Source organism: Halothiobacillus sp., assembly GCF_028710545.1.
Classification (GTDB): domain Bacteria; phylum Pseudomonadota; class Gammaproteobacteria; order Halothiobacillales; family Halothiobacillaceae; genus Halothiobacillus.
Map to the genome: position 1 here is coordinate 26060 of NZ_JAQTTX010000024.1, position 15207 is coordinate 41266.

Consider the following 15207-nt stretch of genomic DNA (forward strand, 5'->3'; position numbering starts at 1 on the left):
GCGTGGTTCAAAATGCACATGGTGCTGTATTGATACCGAAGACTGATTTCGCTGGGCGCTTATTGGCCTGGTTTGATGAGCATGGTCGGCATGATTTGCCCTGGCAGCATCCCAGAACGCCCTACCGTGTCTGGGTCTCCGAGATTATGCTGCAGCAGACTCAGGTTGCGACGGTCATCGATTATTTCAATCGCTTCATGCTGCGTTTTCCGTCGCTGGATGTGTTGGCTACCGCAACGGTGGATGAGGTGCTGGCGTTGTGGTCTGGGCTTGGCTATTACGCTCGTGCCCGTAATCTGCACGCAGCGGCTCAGTTTATGGCACGGCAGGGCGTTCCTGACACGCTAATCGGTTGGCAAGCGCTGCCGGGGGTGGGGCCTTCCACGGCAGCGGCCATCATGGCGCAGGCATTCGAGGTGCCGGAAACGATTCTGGATGGAAATGTCAAACGCGTGATGGCACGCCATGCCGGAATCGATCGTCCCATCGAACAGGCTTTGACTATTCAGGCGCTATACGATGTAGCCAAATTACACACACCACAATCCCGTGTGGCCGACTACACCCAGGCCATCATGGATCTCGGTGCGACGTTGTGTACACGCCACACGCCGAACTGTGCGGCTTGCCCCGTTCGCGTGGATTGCGTGGCTTTGGCTTCAAAGCAGGTTGCGAACTTGCCTGTTCGCCGCAAGCGTAAACCTGTGCCGACCCGTCGTGCCGTATTTATGGCTTTTGAGGATGATGCGGAGTGTCTGATGTTGGTGCGACGGCCACCTACGGGAATCTGGGGTGGCTTATGGTGTTTGCCCGAGTATGATTATGTCCAAGACGGATTTGCATCCGGTTCTACCGCTTCAGATGAGCCGGCTGGGAATGGCATAACTCAGCAGCAGTCGTTACTTTCGTCACATCGGCTGACACGGCACTCTCCCGCCGCTCCTCTGACCATGTTCGAACATCGGTTTACGCATTATGTGCTCAACGCCCGCATCGATCATATGGAGGTAACCCGCTCGTTGTCCGTCGAGGATAATCCCGATGTGTTCTGGTTGCCGTTGGTCGAGTTGGGTGTGCGCCCACCGCAGTTGGGCCTGCCCAAACCCATTGCCCGTTTTTTGTCGGACTATCCGGCTCTGAAGCCATCCCAGTGTTCATGCACGTCATGAACCCGATTGAATAGGTTTTAATATGAATGATCGCGTGGTTTTCTGTTCCCGTTTGCAATGTGAAGCCAAAGGGCTGGCTAAACCGCCTTATCCGGGCGAGCTGGGAAAACGTATCTATGAGCAGGTCTCCGAATCGGCCTGGTTAGCCTGGCGTAATCATCAAACCATGTTAATCAACGAGTATCGCTTATCGCCAATAGACCCTAAGGCCAAGAAGTTTCTTGAAGAAGAAATGGAAAAGTTTCTCTTCGGTGGTGGAGAAGTTACGCAGCCGGAAGGTTATGTGCCACCGTCAGTTGGCTGAAGCGGTTTGCGTTGAGTTGGCCTGTGAGCCTTGGGGAAAATGAGCGAGGGCGGCACGATCCGCCTCAATCTGGATGATTTGCCCGAGTTCGTCAAAATCGAAAGCCAGCACCTTGCCAGACTGTGCTAATTGAACTTTGGAAGGTTCGATCGAGAATGCCTGGGCGATGACTTCGGCGTTTGCTTCAGGGGGTGCGCCACGTCGATCCATGCGGCGAAAACGTAGCCAGTTGTAGGATGCCCATAAGATGAAAAGCAACCCACCTATGCCTATAATCAAGGTGTAAAATTGTAATGTATTTACGGTTCTTGCTGGATCGGAAAGGATGAATAGATCCAACCGATGATAACCAAACCACCAGGCTAATAACGCTCCCAGAGGCATCAATAAGTATAGCCAGAGTATCCAGCCCATAAGCGCGACCAACGCCAGTAGCCCTTTTTTTGGGGTGCCAACAAGATCAGGCCGCCTGATTATCTCGGGGATACGAGGGCGTTCAATTGTGCTCATAATTTAGAAGCCTCGTGGTCTGTTTTATCTTTAACACCCCGATCTGGGCTGACCCAGCGCGCTCGTTTGCCTCGGCGTTTGAGGAGTGTTTTGGGTACAGCAACAATCGTTGTGAGCATGATGAGTAGCCAGAAGGCGAGGGGATACCAGATGATCCAAAAGTAATTTTTGAAAAACCTTTTTTTGGGTTCATACCGTCGATCAATCAGCATGCTCACGCCAAACTGAACCAAGGCAGTTATGCCAAGAATAACACCGTTCCATTGGGGCAAGAGTGTGTTGATATGCCACCCTTCGGGAAGTGGCACGAACAAACCAAGTAAAAATAGAATAATGATTGTGAGCATGATGAACGCCCAAAAGACGGAAGCTATATATTCCAGAGCGACCGCCCAAAAGCGTCTGCGTCGCCATATTAGTAAATCAGTAGTATGTTTGAGTAAAACTTCAACGCCGCCTTGAGCCCAACGCAGCCGTTGTTTCCATAACCCTTTAAAGGTTTCTGGCATATAGATGTAGCACAAGGCGTCCGGTTCGTAACGGACATCCCAATGGTCCATTTGTAAGCGCCATGAGATATCAATATCTTCGGTGATCATTTCTTCCGACCAATAGCCGACGCGATGCAAGGCGGTACGACGGAAACCAACAATGACGCCTGATACTGTAAATATCCGCCCGTATACGCGCTGAGCTCGCTTCATTAAACCGATGATGGAGGAGAACTCACCCACTTGAAGGCGGCCCAGCAGGGTAGACCGGTTAAGGATGCGTGGATTGCCCGTGACCGCGCCGACCCGGTTGCCCGGTGCCAAATGAACCATCATCCATGCCACCGCGTTGGGGTGCAGCAGCGCATCACCGTCAATGCAGATTAAAAATTCATTTTTTGCGGCAATGGCACCTGCTCGCAAGGCCATAGCTTTGCCTTGGTTGGTCAGCAGGTGTATGACACGCAGATTAGGATGTACTTTGGCTAGCTCATTGAGTATGCCTGCTGTGCGATCACTTGAGCCATCGTTGATTGCGATGACTTCAAATTCGGGGTATTGGGTAGCGAGTGCGTAGGCGAGGGTGTCCCGAACATGATCCTCTTCATTAAAACAGGGGATCAGGATACTGGCTGGCGGCTGATTTCTCGTTTGTGGTGGGTAGTCCGGACCGAGATCGTGTCGGTTTTCCCAGCGCAGGTAATACCATAGGCCACCAATAATCCACATCCAGGCCATGATGAACGGGTAGTAAAACGCGTAGTCGAGAAGGAAATCCCGCATTGATGCTGAGCTCAATTCAAGTGCTTGATTTATTTGTGTCAATATGGCTCCATTACGGTTTTACTTTGCCGCTTGGAAAGTCATTCAGGCTCATGCCCTCATAGGTGGGCCTGAGTGGGGGATGATTATCAAGAAAATCGTCTGGGTAATAAGCCAGATTCACTCCGCCGTGCCGGACAAGTAACTGCATCCAGGATTTGAGTGTTTGCCCGTCAATCCAGCGGTCGGTGTTCCAGTTTTTGGTTTGCAGTTCAAAAACGACTTTTCGCAAACCGTCAGGATGTTTTGCGACCTCGTTTACTAATCGACGCAACCAGTGTTTAGGATCCTCCGTGCTGCCGTCGAGATAGGGCATGGCCATAAGCGCCACTCGGTCATAGGCCGCAATAAATGGATCGAGTGCCTGCGCGAATCGGTCTTCGGCGGAAGGGGCGAGCACCACGCGGGCGTAGAGATTGCGGGCGGTCCGAAAATTTATACTGCGATTGATGAAATAGTGAAGTCTTGAAGATAAAACGTTGCCAAAGTCGATCAGCGCTTGTGTTTTTTCCCGCGCATTAAGTGGTAAACCATTTAATGGTTGATCCGTTCCCGGCCAGCGTGCTTCCGACTGAAACACGCTGGCGTCTTCGTCTTCGGCCAAGTAGGCATCATCGTGGAAAAGGACGCCAAAAATTCCGGAATTATTTTTACCGAGATCAGCATACAACTGCCCAATAATCGAAAGCGATTCCGGTAAAAACGGGCTCAATCGTGCATAGTCGCGTTTCGCTGGGATGAGTTCGCCCTGCGCGTTTTGAGTTTTGACACTCAGTGCGGACTGCTTTTCCTGATCGGGCAACTTAAAGGCCAGCATGGGCATCCAGGCGTAAACCTCTACGCCCGCGCGCGTTCGTAGTTGCCAGGCCACCCGGTTGAACAAGTCGGCTCGCATCGGCAGCACGGAATTCGGGAAATAGACGTGGCTCGGTGTGCCTGTGCCTTCGGGGTCTGCAAAAGCTTGCAAGTAGACCGATTTGATTTTCAAGGCTTGGATGCGGTCAAGTAGTTTGCCCAGATTGCGATTGGTTTGCGTGGGGTCGGGATCGTAGATGTAATCCATGTCCACCTGGACTGCGCGCTCAATGGAGGGGCTCGGGATGGCAGCGGATTCCACGCGTGATTCCACATCGACCGGAATGGGGTCGTTGGTCAGAATCAATCGGCCCCAAGAGGTGCCCACCTGCTTAATCTCGTTTAGTTGGTCATCGTTCAGGCCAAAGGAAATGGGCAGGCCGGCTTCGGTGGCAATGACTTCCGATGCTTCGTTCATCGCGCCATAAGGCCAGACGATACTGCGCGGGGTGCAGCCCGTGTGTTCCGCGATCAGTCGGCGGCTGTAGGTGAGGTCGTCAAACAGGCGTTGGTGGTATTCGCTGTCGGTTTCATAGCGCTTAAGGGCGGTGAGATATTGACGGGTGATGCAGGCAGGCTCAACGTTCCCCTGAGGGTTTGCAAGAATGCCGTGATGCTGATCGTGGGTGTGCGAAGCATATTCAACCAAGCCAGAGGCGTACATTTCTCGCAGTTGCGCCCAGGTGACGAAGTTGTTTTTGTCAAATTCCTGTTTGCCCTCGTAATTGACCTTGAACGGCGCTTTGATGTTGCTGGACTCGGCAGCTTGGGCCTGGTCGATTTTTTCACCCTCGGTCAGCCGGGTGGCACCGGCAACTTCAGCTTCGTAATTAACCTTCTTCCCCTCGGTCACGGCGGTGATCCAGCCGGTCTCAATGGCAAACAAGGCTGGGTAGCGATACGCCTTAAGCAGCGGGTAGACATGACTGTACGCACTGGCAAGCCCATCGTCCCAAGATAACAGCACGGCGTTATCCGGCAAATTCGCTCTGCCTGCATGGGCATCGACCACCTGTTGAAGGGAGATCGGGTGCCATCCGTTTTCATCGATCCAGTCGAACAATTGCGCCAAATGTTCGGTGCTGATGGCGTAGGGATCGGGATGCGTGGATAGGTCTGCACTGTTCTGCACATCATGCATGCACAGCACGGCAAATTGCCCGGCAGGAATTTGCAGCGTGATGAGTGGCTGTTTTTCCAGCGTTGCGGCGGCGCCCGCTTTGCCCGGCACCACCAAAGTGACGCAAAGCGTGCTTACCATTGAGCGTAAAAAAGATCGACGATCCATCAAAACACGCCTCCAAACCCGATCAGACCATACACACGCCCTTCGCGACCACCGTCATAAACATTGCTGCCCCAGCCGACGCCGTAATGCAGGTCCCAAGTGCGGCTGAATTGCCATTTATGCTCGTAGAACAGATCAACGGTAGGCGCGCCGCCAAAGCCATCTTGCCAGCCGTAACCGGGTGATACTTTGAAATATTGGGTCAAAGATCGGTCGTAATCTCGCCAGGTGATCCATTGATGCTCCAGCCGCAGATTGATGCTCTGGCTGTTGGCTGGATTGAAATACTCGCCGCCGGGCTGAGTGTTATGTTCAGCAAATACATCCAGCCCGAGGCTGGTGATGTGATGCGGACTGGCCTGAATGCGCTGCGTACCGCCCGCGGAAAAATCAATCCGGCTATTGCCATCGGAAATCGCGAGGGTGGATAGGCTCATATACGCCTCGCGCGATTCGCTCTGTCGCCAATTGACATCGGCCGAGTAGTACTTTCCGGAATATCCTGCCCGCTTGGCACGCAGTGGTGTTTGGGTTGAATAGGTATCTGCATTCAGGCTGTATTGCCAGTGATCATTCAGCCACTGTGACCAACCCACTGCTAAGCCGACATGCTGACCTGTGAGCTGATCGTTGGAAAGCATGGCCCAGAAATGTTTGCGGTCATATCGCCATTCAGCACCTGCACCTAAGCGGTTGAAGCTAACAGGGCCCTCATCAAAGCTCGACCAAATCCAGTGGTGCTGCAAAAACCCACGCCAATTACCAACCCAGGGGCTGTTCAAGCGGGTAAGCCATTCTTGATCGCGGTTGCCGGTAACGGGGTTCGTGGTTGTGTCATTACCTCGGCTTTTGCCTGTGGTGTATTCCGACGATATCGAGGGGCGGCGGCGATCTTGCCAGTACAGCCAGTTTTTTTGTACCGCTTGATCTTTAGGGAAAAGGCGATAGAGATCGGTGATTTCTGTCCCCCAGCGTTTGTTCCAGCCCAGATCCCGAAAATTTTGTGCCAGATTGAATCGGGTACCTTGAGACTGTGGTGAATAGGCCTGTGCCAGTTGCGTGGTTTTCAAGGATTGAGCGGGCCAACCACGCCAGTTTTCAATGGTGGCCAAGGTGTTGATGCCGCTGGTATTGAATGGAGCGGCATTCATTAGGTCCCGAGCACGCTGTTCTGCCAGAGCAAGGTTATTGCGATAGGCCGGATCCATCACCCAGGTTTGTTCGACACCCATACGCTCCCAGTTTGGATCGTTCACTGAACCATGCACCCAAATCGGCGTCACGCGTTGGATCTTGGTGAGCAAGGCTTCACCCTTATCGTACTGTTCGGCGTCGAGGTACGCGTAATACAGGCTGATAAATACATCCACATCTGAACCGGGGTATTGCTGAACGACACTCTCAAGCAAGCGGACGGCTTCTTTCGGCTGCTGATCGGCATCGTAGGCTTCCGCTGCAGCTGTGCGTACGTAGTCCGGGATGCTGCGTAGTGTGCCTTCACTGGCGGTGCGTGGGTGTTGCGGCAGGGACTCGAATTCGGCAATGGTTTGTTTCCAGAGATGAAGTTCGCGCAAAACATAGATTTGATCGTAACGCGTGGTCAATTCTAAACGTGGATTATCGGTAAACTCGGCTCGATTGATTTCGAGTAGTTGCAGTGCATTTTTCAGCGGCAGGTTTCGTTCAGCGTAGCGGTGCGCCCGATCCAGCCGTTTGCGTTCCTGGTAGGCGTCACGGGTGGTCTGGGTAGCGACGGATGCCTTTAGCTGCTGTTGTTCAGGACGGCTGAACCAGTCCCAGTGTTTTCGTGCAGCCTGTTCGGCTTTGAATGCCGATCCCAGGGCCGACAAAGTGAATACTTTTTCACGCCAGGCCCAGCGGTTCTCCGGCGCCAGCTCCAATGCGCGGTTCACCAGTGCCAACGCCATCTCGGGCTGCTTGGCGAGTCGATAAACGTAAGCCATATTAGCCAAATTCGTGGGCGTCAGTCCCGGTGTCCGTGGATCGGGAAGCGCACGCAGGGCATCTGATATCTGGTTTCCCTCGGCCAGGATCATGGCGTAAAGAATTTTTCCATCCAGTGTTAATCGACTTGATACGGGGGTGAGTACCGCTGCGGCACGGCTGAATTGCTTTTCATCGCGCAGTGCTCTGGCCCAGTCCATCCAGGCATAACTTGGTATGTCGGTTGCTCTGAGGTGTTCAGTCAGTCGGCTGATGGCAGCGTTTTGGCCATCGCGACGAAGCAGTACGATGAGATCGGCGGTGATCCAAGGATCACGGGGATGAGCAGCAGCCAGTGTCTGCAATTGACGAATCCCTTCTGCCAACTGACCGGCCTTGGCCTGGTCAACGGCCTGCCAGCGTTGATGTTTCAAAGAGGGTGCATCTGGAGCAATCGTGGCTCCAGCAAAGGCAAGGTCAGCAGTCAATACGGTAGGGATCACAAGCGAAGAAATGCAGATCCAACGGGTCAAAATGGATGTGTAAGTAGGCATAAAGTGATCCAAATAGTGTCAACTATGACTTTTTGTCACAAATTAACAGGCTCCCCCTGCAGATTTGTCACAAATGAACACGAACAATTGATTTGCTAATATATCTGAACGTATTCAAATGCGTGGTAAGTGAATTGAGCAAACTCTGTGCCAACACTCGTTCTCAGTTTGCTTTTTCGTCTACATCCGAAGATGCTTTATGTCTGGAAATAAAAAAACCTCGACTAATGCGAGGTTTGGTTCGATTTTGGCCAATAGCAGCCTTACGTCTTACTTTTGGAAGTGCCCGTGCATCGTGGTTATGGCGTCACTCATCCTTGTTGTCGGCTCTTTTGCTCCACCATCACCATGCCCCACATCAGCGCGCGACTAGAGTTCAAAAATCGATCACAAGGGGCTGGTACGGTACGGTTCAGCTGAGTCCCGATTTATTTGAGATAAGCGACCCAAACACCACAAGGATGGTTTTGTCGATCTGACTTCGACAGGCTCATCGCTTGGCTTGGGGAGCCAGACTGCTCTGCTCCGTGCAAGCATAATAATCCGCAAGCATCGCAATCTCCTGGTCGGTCAGGGGTTTGGCGAATTGGCTCATGCCTTTGAAGGTGTCATTGTTGCGATGTCCTTCGCGGAACATGTTCATGGTACGGATAAAGTAGTCTCGCGGCATCCCACGCAATGCAGTCGTCTCGTTGACGCCACCTTGTCCGTTGGCACCATGGCAGGCGGCGCATGGGGTGATCAGGCGCTTGGGATCACCCACAGTCACCAAAGATGGTGCCGGTTTTGGTAGGCCGTTGGGGCAGGGTTTGGGCTGGTCGGCGTAAAAAGCGGCCAGATCGGCCATGTCCTGCTTGGAGAGCATCTGGGCCACGACGACCATGAGGTGCGAACGATCATCCTCATTGCGCACATGGTTCTTGTAATCCAAAAGCTGTTTGTAGGTATACGCGACGCTTTGTCCGGTCAGAGAGGGCCAGTTGTTTGTGGTTGACTCGCCCTTTGCGCCATGACAGGAAGCGCAAAACAATGTGCTGTGCAGTTTTTCACCGGCTGCTGCGTTGCCTTTTGGCATGTCGCGTTGCGCTTCGGCCCAGGTGGTTGGTGTCCAGTGAACAATATCCTGCGCATTCTGCTCGGCTGCTGCGGCCAAGCTCGCGCTGCCAAGGCTCAACAAGAACGCTAAAGTAATTTTTTTCATAGTGTTTGCTCCAATCCGCCCGTCGTTCCATTCGGAGCGGCGGGTGAAACTCAGAAAGATAGGATTAACCGCTGTAGGCCACCCAGAGACCAATGGCGAAATACTGAATAATCCACACAGCCAGCAGGGAGATGCCGATCGTTCCCATGCGATTGACCATCGGTGAGGCGACATACATCCCTTTGGTCTGCCCCGCTTTCCATGACACGGTGAGCAGGTACGCCAACACGGCACCGCCGATGGCGGCAAAGGTGAGGAAGAACATCAGGGTGCTGTACCAATCCATATGCAGTTTGTAATCGAGCGCGTTATAGCCATGAACGCCGTACAGCGTGGCCCAGCGCAAGGCTTCACGCATGGCACCGACCACGATCAATGCAACCGCGCCTACGGCAAAGGGTGCATAGCCCCAGAAGCCTGAATCGAGCTTTTTGCTCAGCACGAAGGGCACGGCGACCGCAAGCAGGAGCATGGCGACAGTGATGATGGACCAGAAGCTCAGAGCGAAACTCGCCACGTTTTGGTCCAGGGTGGCCATCCAGCCGACGTACAACGCCAGGGCGATGATGCCGCCGATGCTGATCAGTGGCATAGCCAGCCGACGAACGAAGGCTAAGTAGCTTTGATCTTCGTTGTCACGGCCGAGCAGGTAACGACGGTAGGCAATCAGCCACAAGCCGATGACGGGCGCCGACAATGAGATAAAGAAGCCAAAGCGCCAGAAGTTGTAGGCGTGCAACGCGCGTCCTGATGCGTCAACAATGCCACCCGGGGCGTACCACTCCATCCACTTTTCCGGCTTTAACATCTGCACCGATAAGGCATGCATGATGAAGCCAACAACCAAGAAGAAAGCGATTGCCGCCAGCATGGCGCCGGGGCAACGGGTTTTGGGCTTGGTTTTCATGCTTGAATTCAAGCCATAGAAGATAAACAGCAGCAAACTGCCAAAAATCAAAAACGTGATGAAGCCGATGACCCACCAAGCCGATAGCACGTTGGAGGTGTACCAGAACGGATCGTAAATGACCTGCACGAACAGCAAGGGCGCCACGCCGAGAACGATAGCAACGGAAACCGCGATCTTCGCAGTGCTGACCATCGCATCGGCCAAACGGCGCCAATGCGGGTTCTTATTCAGCGAGCCGAACAAGGTCAAGCTCGAAGCGCCCAGGAGCACGTGGACGGCCGCAATGTGCAGCGCCCAGGTCAATACACCCAAGAGCAGGAAGATAATGGGCGCGGCAGGAACCCCCAGTGGGTCGCGCAGCGCGTAGAGCATGGAAGCGTCCATCGGTTACTCCTCTAAACCAGAAGTGGGGAAAGAGACATTCACGCGAGCAACGGGTGAAGTCGTTTTTTTATCGTCGATGGCTGGCAGCACTTTTTGCGGTGCATCCGCCGTTTTGCTGTTTTCTTCGACATAGCGCGCGACCACCGTCGGATCCGCCAAACTGGCCAAATACAAAGCCAACGCCTCTGCTTCTTTGTCTTGCAGCGGGATTTTTGGCATGTACATGGTGTTGCCGGTAGCCAGCGCGCCCAAGAGGTACGTTTTGATGCGAGAAACATCAGTAATGCCGCCAAAATAGCCCGCGATGGGACGAATCCCCGTGGTTGAGAGCGAATGGCAATTACTGCAGGCGGCAATGGCCAGCGTGCGGCCCACTTCATGCGCGTTATTGACGGTAATGTCACGCTGCGTTTCGGGCCAGAATACCGAGGCATGCGTGAAGCCGACTTTTTCCAGGGTTGGAATTTCTGATTTGACTGTCATGCCCGGCACATCTTTGGCAATCACCTGATTCGAGTACAGGTACTCACCGGCCACGAACGGTTTGCGCGCCGATTCGCGAATGGTTTCACCGGGGAACAAACCGAGAATCAAGATCGACAAGGTAGCCAAACCTGCAATCGATGCGGTCAGCATGCGCGGTTTGAACAACGTGAACGCAAAATACGCAATCGTCGCCAACAAGACCGTCAAAATCGCCGTGCCGTAGTAATCGGGAATACGATTTTCCATGACAATCTGCGCTTGAGCGGGCAACGTACTGAGATACCACGGGTAAAGCGAAATACCGATTATGGTCGAGACAATACCCAATACAGCCAGGCGCCGAGCCAACCAGGTTTTAAACACCTGATCTTTCAAACCGGCGACCACAATGCCGCCAACCACCGCTGTCATGGTGAACATGAATGCGATGCGAATGGCCAACTGAGCAAAGGTGTTATCGCCATAGAAGCCCAACAGATAGCCGCCTTTTTCGGCCCAGTTCGGCATGCCCGGTTCCATCATGAACGAGAGAATCCCGACGATGGCCAGCATGGTGGCAAAAGAAGCCATGCCGAAGGTAATGGCGATGCGCAAGTAAGTGGCTTTATCCACTTTGCCGACGAGGTACACCATCATGTACACCCCGACGACTTCAATGACAAAGAACACCCACTCGGTTGCCCATTTCCAGACGAAGTTATGGATGAGTGCCGAAATGCCGCGCGGGCTGCCGACCGTAGTCGAATACCAGATACCCGGGCCGGTGATCGAACCCAGAATGTAGGAGAACACCAGCAGGAATAGACCGTACTTCTTGATAAAGTCGATCAACTCGGGCCGGTCGTCCCGATAGCCTAAATAGGCCAGATAGGTGAACAGCAGGGCCGCGCCAACGGCGGTGTGTGAAAACAGTACGTGGATGGTGGCAATGAGGCCGATCACCCAGCCACTGCCGATGCCTGGTTCGTACCAGGTGGGATATAAACCAATCAAGTCCATAGTATGACTCCCGTCGATTCAGACTGATGTGTGGGGCGTGCCTGGGATTAATTGCTCAATGGCCGCAGGCTTGTCCCGTTCTCTAATTGCCTTGGCTGCAACAATCGCAACCAGGGCTCTTTTTTACGAAAAAATGTCTTGAGTAAAGCTGTTCATCCATGCGTGCAAGTAAACGGCCGATAGCCGATATTGCGCATCGCTCGCATTGAACGGCAGGTAACGGGCAAATTCATCGCGTGTGATGACACCGTTCTTGAGACGGAAGAAATCCGCCACGAACATGCCGTAATCGTCTCTTCCGGCCAGCGCATAACAGGTGTTCTGATACGCCGGTTCAATCGGCTCTTGGCCTGCCAGCAATGCCTTGATCTGTAGTGCTGCGACTTTGGCTTGGCTGTTGGCCGCATAGCCGGATTTGGGCATTTGGCCTGCAATGCAGGCATCGCCGATCACATGTACATTGGGATGAATCGTGGATTCGAATGTTTTCTGATCGACCGGGCACCAGCCGGATTTATCTGCCAAGCCCATATCCAGAGCGATTTTTCCGGCCTTGAGTGGCGGAATCAGGTTGATCATGTCGGCTTTGAAGACACCGGCTTCGCATTCGACTGTTTTATTGTCAGCATCAATTTTTACGACACGACCACCTTCGGCGGCAGGAATCCACTGAATCTTGCCCGGTTTGTCGTACTTCTTGAAAGTGGCACGTTCTTCGGCGGTATAGCCCTTGAAGCTTTCCGGCAGGTTGAACTCATACAGCCGGTTCCAGGCTTGCAGCATGGTGACATCGACCGTAAAGCCGTTTTTAGGATCAAGAATGATGACCTTGGCATTCTTGTCGCCACGGTTGATGAACCACTGAGCAATCAGACCCGAGCGTTCATAAGGCCCCGGCGGGCAACGGTAAGGATTGGGCGGTGGGATGAGCACGACCGTTCCATCGACCGGTACGGCTTCCAATTGTTTTTGCAATGTGAGCAGTTGGTCGCCGGCATCCCAGCCGTGCACGATTTTGGATTGTGCTTCAGGTGAATCCATGCCCGGTATCTGGCTGTAATCAAACGACACGCCCGGCGATACGAGCAAACGGTCATATTTAAGTGTTGTACCGCCTGCGGTTTTTACTTCGCGTGTGTCGTAATCCACGCCAGTAACGGTGTCGAATACGAAATTGACACCATGTTTGTTTTTCAGCGCATCGTAGGAGATGGTGATGTCCTTCATATCCAATCGTCCAACCACAACCTCACTCGAGCCGTAGGGGCGCTGATATTCCTTGTTTTTCTCGACGATGGTGACTTTGGTTTCCGGTGAATACATTTTCATGTATTTGGCGAATGTGGCACCACCAACACCGCCGCCAATCACGACGACATGGGCTGCGTCTTTGGCGAAAGCCGTGCCTGCACTGAAAGACGCTGCCGCTGCGGTCGCTGCGGTAGTCAGTTTCAGGAAATTACGACGATTCATTGTGTCCATGATCGGCCTCACTGTGCTTCGTTTTTGGGGAATTGGGCGAAATACGCGGCCATGGCCTTTATTTCATCCTCCGAAAATGCTTTTGCCAGCGGCCCCATGACCGTTGATGGGCGAGAGCCATTGGCAAAGGACTTCATCGCAGTCACAAATTGCGTCGTCGGCATGCCGGCCAAGGGCATGAACGCGCTGTTCTGCAGATAGCCTTGCGTGCCATGACACCCGGCACATGTTTGCGCGAGCATGGCGCTGCGGGGTGATTGAGCAAGGTCGTTTGCTGTTTCGGCCACAGCGGTTTGGGACAGAAAAGCAAGACCGAGTGCGGCGCCTAGTATTCCAGTAAGCGAGTAGTTCATGTCAGACATACACCTCTTTGTTGGGGTTACTTGATGAGTCGATCGCGCGTTGGCTTGGTTTGCCAGCAAGATGCCGGTCGAAGTTGTGGCTTCTCTGCCCCGATCTGCTCATCCATCAATGACTAGTTTAGATAAGTCTTATTTATTAATAAAGAAAAATTTCGACAAAGTTTTTCTTATGGCTAGATGGGGGGCAAACGCTGAGAATCGCCATTTTATTCATTGATTACATAGTTTTGTGTGCTATCTATTGCATTGTGCACTCGAGAGGCTCTTTGTGATAAACGCGTCATGATGTCGAAGGATTCGGTTCTTTTCGAGGGTTGTTATAGATATTGCTTATCAGTAAGGCGAGAGGGGAGGGGCGCTGTGTCCGGATATCCTGCAATGCATCCATTGAAATTCCGTGGTGGCGTTACTCAATGTTTCCGAAAAGAAATTCGGCAGTTTGCTGAACAAGCACAAGGGTGGGTTATTAGTGGGTGAGCAGTGTTGGATACCAGCGCAGATGCTGGACGCGCTGCTTTTTCGGTGAGCGAGGTGCGCGAATCATGCAGCCGATTTTCTAGGGAACCTCTGATTGAATCCCCCAAATCAGATAAACTAGCGTGAAACCATCGTGTTAGGTGCCGGATCGATGAAACAGACAAGTTTTGCCTCGCTGAGCTTTGCGTCGAAGAAGAAAAAGACGCGCAAGGAGTTGTTTCTTGAGCAGATGCAAGCATGCGTGCCGTGGCCACAGTTCGAAGCGGTGATTGAACCGTACTATCCCAAATCAGGGCGGCGCGGCGGCCAGCCGATCGGCATCACGACCATGCTGCGGATCTACCTGATGCAGCAGTGGTTCAATCTGTCCGACCCGATGATGGAGGACGCGCTCTACGAGGTAGAGTCGATGCGTCGGTTCGCGGGTCTGGAGCTGTGTGAAGATCGCATTCCGGACGAGACCACGATCCTCAAATTCCGGCATTTACTGGAGAAGCACGCGCTGACCGAGCGGCTTTTCGAGGCCGTGAATGCGCACCTGCTATCACGCGGCTTGCAGGTATCCAAGGGGACGATGGTGGACGCGACGCTCATTGCAGCCTCGCCTTCCACCAAGAATATCAAGGGTGAGCGCGACCCCGAGATGCATCAGACCCGCAAAGGCAAGCAGTGGTATTTCGGCATGAAGATTCATATCGGCGCCGATGTCGACAGCGGCGCCGCCCACACAGTGACGGTCACGGCGGCCAATGAAGCGGACATCAATCAACTTCCGAAGCTGCTGCGGGCAAGCGACCAGGTCATTTTCGGTGATGCCGGTTACACCAGCGACGAATACAAGCGAGGCGCACGGGCACTGGGTATTCACTGGAAAGTAAACGACAAACGCAAACCCAAGCACGGCGACCTAAGCCGCAAACAGCGCAAACGCAACCGGCAGCAATCGAGTATCCGTGCGCGTATTGAACA

Annotated in this window: 12 protein-coding genes; 3 read left to right on the top strand and 9 right to left on the bottom strand. The window is 53.3% G+C overall.

Annotated features, from left to right (window positions below):
* Positions 1-29 precede the first annotated feature (29 nt).
* Together mutY and PHD44_RS06615 are read left to right on the top strand one after the other, a co-directional pair.
* Positions 30-1169, top strand: a complete 1140-nt coding sequence (gene mutY / locus PHD44_RS06610; RefSeq protein WP_300189483.1) for an A/G-specific adenine glycosylase — start codon at positions 30-32, stop codon at positions 1167-1169.
* Between the two features lie 22 nt (positions 1170-1191).
* Positions 1192-1473, top strand: a complete 282-nt coding sequence (locus PHD44_RS06615) for an oxidative damage protection protein (protein ID WP_300189485.1) — start codon at positions 1192-1194, stop codon at positions 1471-1473.
* On the opposite strand, the gene pgaD is transcribed toward PHD44_RS06615, so the two are convergent.
* The 9 genes from pgaD to PHD44_RS06660 form a co-directional block, all read right to left on the bottom strand.
* On the bottom strand, positions 1462-1983 hold the full coding sequence (gene pgaD, locus PHD44_RS06620; protein WP_300189486.1) for a poly-beta-1,6-N-acetyl-D-glucosamine biosynthesis protein PgaD: 522 nt from the start codon (positions 1981-1983) through the stop codon (positions 1462-1464). The genes PHD44_RS06615 and pgaD overlap by 12 nt on opposite strands.
* Entirely contained in the window at positions 1980-3299 is a 1320-nt protein-coding gene (pgaC, locus tag PHD44_RS06625; protein ID WP_300189489.1) for a poly-beta-1,6-N-acetyl-D-glucosamine synthase, read from the bottom strand. The genes pgaD and pgaC overlap by 4 nt, the downstream gene beginning before the upstream one ends.
* 10 nt (positions 3300-3309) lie before the next feature.
* A complete protein-coding gene (pgaB, locus tag PHD44_RS06630) occupies positions 3310-5439 on the bottom strand; it encodes a poly-beta-1,6-N-acetyl-D-glucosamine N-deacetylase PgaB (RefSeq protein ID WP_300189492.1) in 2130 nt (709 codons plus the stop codon).
* Positions 5439-7937, bottom strand: coding sequence for a poly-beta-1,6 N-acetyl-D-glucosamine export porin PgaA (pgaA, locus tag PHD44_RS06635; protein ID WP_300189495.1), 2499 nt, complete (start codon positions 7935-7937; stop codon positions 5439-5441). Before pgaA ends, pgaB begins: the two co-directional genes overlap by 1 nt.
* Positions 7938-8427: 490 nt before the next feature.
* Complete coding sequence (locus PHD44_RS06640; protein WP_300189498.1) at positions 8428-9138, bottom strand: c-type cytochrome; 711 nt, start codon at positions 9136-9138, stop codon at positions 8428-8430.
* 64 nt (positions 9139-9202) lie between these two features.
* Positions 9203-10432, bottom strand: a complete 1230-nt coding sequence (locus PHD44_RS06645) for a hypothetical protein (RefSeq protein ID WP_300189501.1) — start codon at positions 10430-10432, stop codon at positions 9203-9205.
* 3 nt (positions 10433-10435) lie between these two features.
* On the bottom strand, positions 10436-11917 hold the full coding sequence (locus PHD44_RS06650) for a cytochrome c (RefSeq protein WP_300189504.1): 1482 nt from the start codon (positions 11915-11917) through the stop codon (positions 10436-10438).
* Positions 11918-12040: 123 nt separating this feature from the next.
* A complete protein-coding gene (locus tag PHD44_RS06655; protein ID WP_300189506.1) occupies positions 12041-13399 on the bottom strand; it encodes an FCSD flavin-binding domain-containing protein in 1359 nt (452 codons plus the stop codon).
* 8 nt (positions 13400-13407) lie between these two features.
* Positions 13408-13761, bottom strand: coding sequence for a c-type cytochrome (locus tag PHD44_RS06660; RefSeq protein ID WP_300189508.1), 354 nt, complete (start codon positions 13759-13761; stop codon positions 13408-13410).
* 628 nt (positions 13762-14389) lie between these two features.
* On the opposite strand from PHD44_RS06660, the gene PHD44_RS06665 reads away from it, so the two are divergent.
* On the top strand, positions 14390-15207 hold an 818-nt coding region (locus PHD44_RS06665; protein WP_300189509.1), incomplete at its 3' end, for an IS5 family transposase.

Bases quoted from the DNA above. Each gene is read 5' to 3' on its own strand.
- PHD44_RS06650 (WP_300189504.1), bottom strand. From the start codon at position 11,917: ATGGACTTGATTGGTTTATATCCCACCTGGTACGAACCAGGCATCGGC.
- PHD44_RS06660 (WP_300189508.1), bottom strand. From the start codon at position 13,761: ATGTCTGACATGAACTACTCGCTTACTGGAATACTAGGCGCCGCACTC.
- PHD44_RS06645 (WP_300189501.1), bottom strand. From the start codon at position 10,432: ATGGACGCTTCCATGCTCTACGCGCTGCGCGACCCACTGGGGGTTCCT.
- pgaD (WP_300189486.1), bottom strand. From the start codon at position 1,983: ATGAGCACAATTGAACGCCCTCGTATCCCCGAGATAATCAGGCGGCCT.
- PHD44_RS06655 (WP_300189506.1), bottom strand. From the start codon at position 13,399: ATGGACACAATGAATCGTCGTAATTTCCTGAAACTGACTACCGCAGCG.
- pgaA (WP_300189495.1), bottom strand. From the start codon at position 7,937: ATGCCTACTTACACATCCATTTTGACCCGTTGGATCTGCATTTCTTCG.
- PHD44_RS06615 (WP_300189485.1), top strand. From the start codon at position 1,192: ATGAATGATCGCGTGGTTTTCTGTTCCCGTTTGCAATGTGAAGCCAAA.
- pgaB (WP_300189492.1), bottom strand. From the start codon at position 5,439: ATGGATCGTCGATCTTTTTTACGCTCAATGGTAAGCACGCTTTGCGTC.
- PHD44_RS06640 (WP_300189498.1), bottom strand. From the start codon at position 9,138: ATGAAAAAAATTACTTTAGCGTTCTTGTTGAGCCTTGGCAGCGCGAGC.